The organism is Rhodovulum sp. (genome assembly GCF_011048875.1).
Classification (GTDB): domain Bacteria; phylum Pseudomonadota; class Alphaproteobacteria; order Rhodobacterales; family Rhodobacteraceae; genus Rhodovulum; species Rhodovulum tesquicola.
In genome coordinates, this window is record NZ_DSDD01000165.1 from 1 (window position 1) to 7,650 (window position 7,650).

Consider the following 7,650-nt stretch of genomic DNA (forward strand, 5'->3'; position numbering starts at 1 on the left):
AGCGCGACCACCGCGTCCTGATCGACATGGTCCAGCGACAACTCCGCCAAGGGGGCCAGCGCGGTATGGGACGGCCCGAAATGCTTGCGTGTCACGCTGCGCATGAGGGAAAGCGCATCATCGGCCATACCGGACAGGGTTTCCCCAAGATCGGCGCGCGCCTTTTCTTGCTTGGAAAAGGCCTCTATCCGACCGCACAGGCGCACAAGGTGACGCGCGCGCAGATGGGTCCCGTCTTCCGTGCGCTGCAATTCGTCCGGCACTTTGTTCGCGGCCCGGTGCAGCACAGCGGCGAAATTGCCCCCAGCTTTCAGATCGAACACGAAATCGTTGAAGTTGCGCAACGTGTCGCGCAACTCCTCGCAATCGTCGAGGAAGGCCTGCACCACGGCCGGGTCGCGCAGATGGACAGTGTCATCGTCAATGCCCACCATCCGCATGACGCGTTGCAAGGCGTCGAAGGTGAAATCGACCGGGTAGGCTTGCGACAGCAGGGTGCGCGCGCCCCCTTGCAACCGCGCGATTTCGGCGGCGACGGCGTCGGGGCCGGCCTGCCAGATGGCGTCGCCAATCTGCGCGATCCTGCGCAGCAGGTCCCAGCGGGTCTCGGTGCCGTCGAGGGCGGGTTGATACCAGTCGATCCAGAAGGCCCAGGGGTGATCTCCGCCGGGCGGGTATTTGGCGCGGAGGGGCTGCCATGTCTCGTCCAAGGGCCGCTCGGCCGCGTGCCACAGCGGTGCAGCCATGAGCCGCGGCACATCGGCACCCGCAGCGCAATCCTCGCGCTGCGCAGCCCAGACGGCGAAGGCGGCGGCGTCGTCGGCGAGCCGGCCTTTGACATCGGGATCCTCCGCGCAGGCACAGGTTCCCGATGTCAAGAGCACGCGGCAGACCGGAAGCGGCGTCAACTCATGCGCGCGCGCCCGGTCCGCAGTCTCAACCCCGGACCACCACACCGGCAAAACCCGCATTGCCGCCCGATAGGCCAGGGCCACCATCGCCTCTTGCGGCAGATCTTTCTGGTCGAGCCAGGCCCGGAACGTCTTTTCGTCCCTGATCTCCGCAATCTCGACCATCGCCCCGCGCCCTTACCCCCCCAGCCGTTTCGGCAGCCCGTTCGCCCAGGCGCTGATCGTGCCGGCGCCGAGGCAGACCACCATGTCGCCCGGGCCCGCCTCGGCGCGGACCAGCCGTTCCAGATCGTCCTCGCACAGGATTGCATGGGCGTGGCGGTGGCCGTGGCGGATCAGGCCCGCCACCAGATCGTCGCGGCTGGCGCCGGGGATCGGCTCCTCGCCCGCGGCATAGACCTCGGCGATGCCGACCACATCGGCATCGTTGAAGCAGGTACAGAACTCCTCGAACAGCGAATGAAGCCGTGTGTAGCGATGCGGCTGGTGCACCGCGATCACGCGCCCCGTGGTGGCCCGGCGGGCGGCCCGCAGCACGGCGGCGATTTCCACCGGATGGTGGCCGTAATCGTCGATGATGGTGACGCCGCCGACCTCTCCGACCCTGGTAAAGCGCCGGTTCACGCCGCGAAAGCCCGCCAGCGCCGCGCGGATCTCGTCGCCCTTCATGCCCAGATGGCGGGCGACAGCCACCGCGCCCAGCGCGTTGGAGACGTTGTGATCGCCCGGCATCGGCAGGGTGCAGCCCTCGATCAGGACATCCTCGGCCTGCAACGCGATGTCGAACTGCGCCACGCCCGCCTTGTAGGTCAGGTTCACCGCGCGCACATCGGCCTGCGCGTTGAAACCGAAGGTCACCACCCGGCGGTCGGTGACGCGGCCGACCAGCGCCTGCACCTCGGGATGGTCGGTACAGCAGACCGCCAGCCCATAGAACGGGATGTTCGAAACGAAATCGTGAAAGCCTTGGCGCAGCCGGTCGAAATCGCCCCAATGCTCCATATGCTCGGGGTCGATATTGGTCACGATGGCGATGGTGGCGGGCAGCCGGGTGAAGGTGCCGTCGCTTTCGTCGGCCTCCACCACCATCCATTCGCCCGCCCCCAGCCGCGCGTTCGAGCCATAGGCATGGATGATCCCGCCATTGATGACCGTCGGATCCAGCCCCCCCGCATCCAGCAGCGTGGCGACCATGGTGGTCGTCGTGGTCTTGCCATGGGTGCCCGCGACCGCGACATTCGATTTCAGCCGCATAAGCTCGGCCAGCATGTCGGCCCGGCGCACCACCGGCAGGCCCGCCAGCCGCGCGGCGTCAAGTTCCGGGTTGCCCGGCTTGATCGCCGAGGAAATCACCACGACCGCCGCGCCGCCCAGATTCTCGGCGCGCTGGCCCTCGAAGATGGTGGCGCCCATCGCCCTCAGCCGGTCGGTGATCTTCGAGCCCTTCAGATCCGAGCCCTGCACCCGGTAGCCCAGGTTCAGCAGCACCTCGGCAATGCCCGACATGCCGATCCCGCCGATGCCCACGAAATGGATCGGCCCCACATCGGTCGGAAGCTTGGTCGCCGCGCTCATCCACTCAAGTCCCCGCTGAATGTTCATGTCTCTGCCCCCGTTCCGCCCAATGCCTCGACAATCTCGACCAGCCGCTCGGTTGCATCGGGCCGTCCGCAGGACAGCGCGGCATGGGCCATGCGCATGGCCCCTTCGGGTTGTTCGAGAACCGTGGCGATCTGCTCTGCCAACCTGGCGGGGTCAAGGGCTGATTCCGGGATCAGGATCGCGCCCCCCGCCTCGACCAGACCGCGCGCGTTCGCGGTCTGGTGGTCGCCCGTCGCGTAAGGGTATGGAATCAGGATCGAGGGCCGCCCGATCACCGAGATGTCGGCAATCGACGAGGCGCCCGCGCGGCTGATGACCAGCTGCGCCTCGGCCAGACGCGCGGGGATGTCCTCGAAGAAGGGCCGCACCTCGGCCTCGATGCCCGCCTCGGCATAGGCCAGTTCGACCCGCGCGAGATCCTCCTCACGGGCCTGGTGGGACACGCGGACATGGCGGCGCAGGTGGCCGGGCAGCGCGGCGATGGCGGCGGGGACATTGTCCGACAGCGCCCGCGCGCCCTGGCTGCCGCCGATGGCGACGATGCTCATCGGGTAATCGCCCGGCGGGATATAGGGCGCACCCGCGCGGTCCATCACCGCGGCGCGCACCGGGTTGCCGGTGTGCCAGCCCTCGACGCCGTCCGGCAGGTCGGTCGGCCAGGTGCCACAGGCGATGGCGTGCACCTTCTTCGCGTAAAGCCGGTTGACCTTGCCGAGGATGCCGTTCTGTTCGTGGATCATCCGCGGCAGTTTCAGCGCGATGGCCGCACTCAGCGCCGGAAAGGACGGGTAGCCGCCAAAGCCCGCCACCACCGCCGGACGATCGCGCAGCATGCTCACCAGCGCCGCCAGAACGCCCGCGCCCAGCCGGAAGGGGGCCGCGATCCGCGCAAGCGCCCCGCCACGCGCCAGGCTGTCGGCGGGGACGCCGGCGATCTCGACCTCGGCCGGGAAGCCGCCTGCATAGCGCGCGCCGCGGGCATCGGTCGAGAGTTTCACCCGCCAGCCGCGGGCCAGCATCGCCTCGGCCAACGCCTGGGCCGGGAACATGTGCCCGCCGGTGCCACCCGCGGCGATGACCAGCAGCGGCGCGCTCATGCCAGCCCCCGGCGGCGCAGGATGTCGCCGATCTCGCCCTGCGGCCGGCTGCGCGTCAGCGCCAGCAGCATGCCCACCATCATCCCCATCGCGACCAGCGACGAGCCGCCATAGCTTACAAAGGGCAGCGTCATGCCCTTGGCGGGCAAAAGCTTCACCGCCACGCCCATGTTGATCAGCGCCTGCACGCCGAAGGTGCAGGCCAGCCCCGTGCCCGCGATCCGGATGAAGCTGTCGCGCTCGCGCATCAGCCGGAACAGCGAGCGCACGACGATCACCGTGTAAAGCGCGATGATCGCGGCCACCAGCACGAGGCCGTATTCCTCGGCCGCAACCGCGATGATGAAATCGGTATGGGCATCGGGCAGCGACCATTTCACCTGCCCCTCGCCCACGCCCACGCCGAAGAACCCGCCCTCCTGGATCGCGTTCACCGCATAGCCGAGCTGCGTGCGCGGGTCGATCTCGGGCGACAGGAAGCCGTCGATGCGGCGGGCGAAATGCTCGGACCCCTGATAGGCCAGCGTGCCGCCCGCAACCACCGTGCCCGCCACGGCGACCAGCAGCAGGAACGGCGCGCCCGCCACGAAATACATCACCCCCCAGGAGAACAGGATCAGCGCCGCCTGCCCGAAATCGGGCTGGAGAGCCAGGAACAGCACCACCACCAGCGTCACGCCCAGCGACATCATGCGTCCCGGCGGGCCGTTCAGATCCTGCGCCGCGGCCAGCATCCAGGCGGCCAGCACGATGAAACCGGGTTTCAGGAATTCCGAGGGCTGCACGCTGGCAAAGCCCAGCGAATACCACCGCACCGCCCCCTTGCCGAAATCCGTGCCCAGGACCGGCAGCAAGGCCAGCGCCAGGAGCGCGCCCAGAAAGCCGATCACGCCCAGCCTGCGCACCATGTCCGGCGACATCATCGAGACAAGCATCATCGTGCCCAGCGCCAGCACTCCGAACAGCATCTGCCGCTCGACATAGTGGAAAGCGTCCAGCCCGTGCCTGGTCGCCAGCGGCGGCGAGGCGGCCAGCCCCAGCAACAGTCCGACCCCGAACAGCACCAGGATGCAGGAGATCGCCCATCTGTCGACCGTCCGCCACCAACGCGGCAAGACCGGTTCGCCCGCGCGAATGGGCGCGGTCCCGTAGACCATTTCCGTCATGGGCGTACTGCCTCGACTGCCTCTGCTCTTGCCCGTTTTCCGGGTCTGGGGGCGAGTGTAGCGCCAAAACGGGCGTGACGCCAGTCTGCAAAGGTTACCGGCCCGCGCCCGCCCCGGATCCGGGCAATCGGGACTCCAATCTGGAACAAAACGTGAATATACTCCCGACTCGCCATGTTCGCCGAACTTTCCGTCAGCTCCAACTTCACCTTCCTGACCGGTGCCTCGCATCCCGAGGAGCATATGCAGCGTGCCGCGATTCTGGGCATCGCGGCGCTGGCCATCGCCGACGAGAACTCGGTCGCGGGGCTGGTGCGGGCGCATGTCGCGGCGCGCGAGATCGCGCGCGAGGTGGCGCTGGTGCAGGCGGCCGCGCCGATCGGCCCGCCCTGCCCCGCCCATCTGCCCCGCCCGCCCTCGGCCCCGATCCATACCGTGCCGCGCCTGCTGCCCGCCGCGCGGCTGGTGCTGACCGACGGGCTAACCGCGACCGTCCTGCCGCGCGACCGTGCCGCCTGGGGACGGCTCTGCCGGATGCTCTCCATCGGCAGGCTGCGGGCGGCAAAGGGCGGCTGCACGCTGACGTTCGACGACCTGCTGGACTGGGGCGACGGCCTCGAAATCCTGCTCCACCCGCCACAGGCCCCGACCTCGCGGCGCGGCGCGGGCGAATGGCGGCCACAGGCGCAGCGGCTGACGCGCCGCTTCCCCGGACAGGTGTCGCTCCTGATGGCGCCCACCTATGACGGGCAGGACGCCGCCCGCTTCGACCGGCTCGCCTCCCTCGCGCGCGCGATCGGCCTGCCCGCCATCGCCTCGGCCGCCCCGCTGATGCATCACGGCCGCCGCCGACGGCTGGCCGATGTGCTGACCGCGATCCGCCGGGGCTGCCGGGTCGAGGATCTGGGCCATGCAGCGCTTGCCAATGCCGAACAGCGCCTGCGCAGCGGGCCCGAGATGCTGCGCCTCTTCGCCGGTCACGAAGCCGCCGTCCACCGCACCGCCGAGATCGCCGCGCGCTGCACCTTCTCGCTGGACGAGCTGCGCTACGAATACCCGTCCGAAGGCGCGCAGGGCGAAACCGCCGCCGCGCGGCTCGCCCGCCTCGCCCGCGAAGGCCTGGCCCGCCGCTACCCGGACGGCGCCTCCGACCGGGTGCAGGCCATGCTCGCCCATGAACTCGCGCTGATCGCGAAACTGCGCTACGAACCCTATTTCCTCACCGTCCACGACATCGTGGATTTCGCCCGGTCCCGCGGCATCCTCTGCCAGGGCCGCGGCTCGGCCGCCAATTCGGTGGTCTGCTATGCCCTGGGCATCACCTCCGTCTCTCCCGAGATCGGCACCATGGTCTTCGAGCGTTTCATCTCCGAGGCCCGCGGCGAGCCCCCCGATATCGACGTCGATTTCGAACATGAGCGCCGCGAGGAGGTGATCCAGCACATCTATGACCGCTACGGTCGCCACCGCGCCGGGCTCTGCGCCACTGTCATCCACTACCGCGGCAAGCGCGCCGTGCGCGAGGTGGGCCGCGCCATGGGCCTGTCCGAAGACACGCTGGCCGCCATGTCCAGCCAGGTCTGGGGCTGGGGCTCGGGCGCCATCGACGACCACCGCCTGCGCGAGATCGGCCTCGACCCCGCCGACCCGCGCCTGCGCCGCACGCTCGACCTGATCGCGGAAATCCAGGGCTTCCCGCGCCATCTCGGCCAGCATGTCGGCGGCTTCGTCATCACCGAAGGCCGTCTCGACGAACTGGTGCCGATCGAGAATGCCGCGATGGAGGGGCGCACCCTGATCTGCTGGGACAAGGACGATATCGACGCGCTGGGCATCCTCAAGGTCGACATCCTCGCGCTGGGCATGCTGACCTGCATCCGCAAGGCGTTCGAACTGATCGAGCGCCAGCATGGCCACCGGCTCGACCTCGCCACCCTCCCGCCCGAGGATCCGGCGACCTACGACATGCTCTGCCGTGCCGATTCGCTGGGCGTCTTCCAGGTCGAAAGTCGGGCGCAGATGAATTTCCTGCCCCGGATGCGGCCGCGCTGCTTCTACGACCTCGTGATTCAGGTCGCGATCATCCGCCCGGGGCCGATCCAGGGCGACATGGTCCACCCCTATCTCAGGCGCCGCAATGGCGAGGAGCAGGTAAGCTTCCCCTCCGACGCGCTGGGCGCGGTGCTGTCCAAGACGCTGGGCGTGCCGCTCTTCCAGGAACAGGCGATGCAGATCGCCATCACCGGCGCGGGCTTTTCACCCGACGAGGCCGACCGCCTGCGCCGGTCGCTCGCCACCTTCAACAAGCATGGCAATGTCTCCGAATTCCGCGACCGCTTCCTCAGGGGCATGGCGCGCAACGGCCATGACCGCGCCTTCGCCGAACGCTGCTTTTCCCAGATCGAGGGCTTCGGCTCCTACGGCTTCCCCGAAAGCCACGCCGCCAGCTTCGCACTGCTGGTCTACGCCTCGGCCTGGCTCAAGCGCCACCACCCCGCGATCTTCGCCTGCGCGCTGCTGAACGCCCAGCCCATGGGCTTCTACGCGCCCGCCCAGATCCTGCGCGACGCCCGCGAACACGGGGTCGAGATCCGCCCGGTCTGCATCAATGCCAGCCAATGGGACAACAGCGTGGAATCCGACGACCGGGGCAGGCTCTGCCTGCGGCTGGGCTTTCGCCAGATCAAGGCGATCCCCGAGGAGGAGGCCGCCTGGATCGTCGCGGCCCGCGGCAACGGCTATGCATGCGTCGAGGATGTCTGGCGCCGCGCCGGCCTGCCCCCCGCGCTGGTCGCCGCCCTGGCCGAGGCCGACGCCTTCGCCGGGCTGGGGATCGACCGCCGCGCCGCGCTCTGGGCCGCGCGCGCGCTGTCC

At 69.2% G+C, this 7,650-nt stretch carries 4 protein-coding genes and 1 pseudogene; 1 reads left to right on the forward strand and 4 read right to left on the reverse strand.

The window, feature by feature from the left end:
- From ENN83_RS05765 to ftsW, 4 genes and pseudogenes are all read right to left on the reverse strand, one after another.
- Window positions 1–1,076: pseudogene (locus ENN83_RS05765) on the reverse strand (hypothetical protein); the annotation flags it as partial.
- A 12-nt stretch (window positions 1,077–1,088) separates the two neighbouring features.
- Entirely contained in the window at window positions 1,089–2,486 is a 1,398-nt protein-coding gene (gene murC / locus ENN83_RS05770) for a UDP-N-acetylmuramate--L-alanine ligase (RefSeq protein WP_287185115.1), read from the reverse strand.
- Between the two features lie 23 nt (window positions 2,487–2,509).
- Complete coding sequence (locus tag ENN83_RS05775) at window positions 2,510–3,610, reverse strand: UDP-N-acetylglucosamine--N-acetylmuramyl-(pentapeptide) pyrophosphoryl-undecaprenol N-acetylglucosamine transferase (protein WP_287185106.1); 1,101 nt, start codon at window positions 3,608–3,610, stop codon at window positions 2,510–2,512.
- Window positions 3,607–4,776 (reverse strand): putative lipid II flippase FtsW, encoded by a 1,170-nt coding sequence (gene ftsW / locus ENN83_RS05780; RefSeq protein WP_287185109.1) that lies wholly within the window; start codon window positions 4,774–4,776, stop codon window positions 3,607–3,609. The genes ENN83_RS05775 and ftsW overlap by 4 nt, the downstream gene beginning before the upstream one ends.
- A 174-nt stretch (window positions 4,777–4,950) precedes the next feature.
- On the opposite strand from ftsW, the gene ENN83_RS05785 reads away from it, so the two are divergent.
- On the forward strand, window positions 4,951–7,650 hold a 2,700-nt coding region (locus tag ENN83_RS05785; protein ID WP_287185112.1), incomplete at its 3' end, for an error-prone DNA polymerase.

Coding starts and splice junctions, on each gene's coding strand:
- ftsW (WP_287185109.1), bottom strand. CDS start 4,776: ATGACGGAAATGGTCTACGGGACCGCGCCCATTCGCGCGGGCGAACCG.
- murC (WP_287185115.1), bottom strand. CDS start 2,486: ATGAGCGCGGCGACCAAGCTTCCGACCGATGTGGGGCCGATCCATTTC.
- ENN83_RS05775 (WP_287185106.1), bottom strand. CDS start 3,610: ATGAGCGCGCCGCTGCTGGTCATCGCCGCGGGTGGCACCGGCGGGCAC.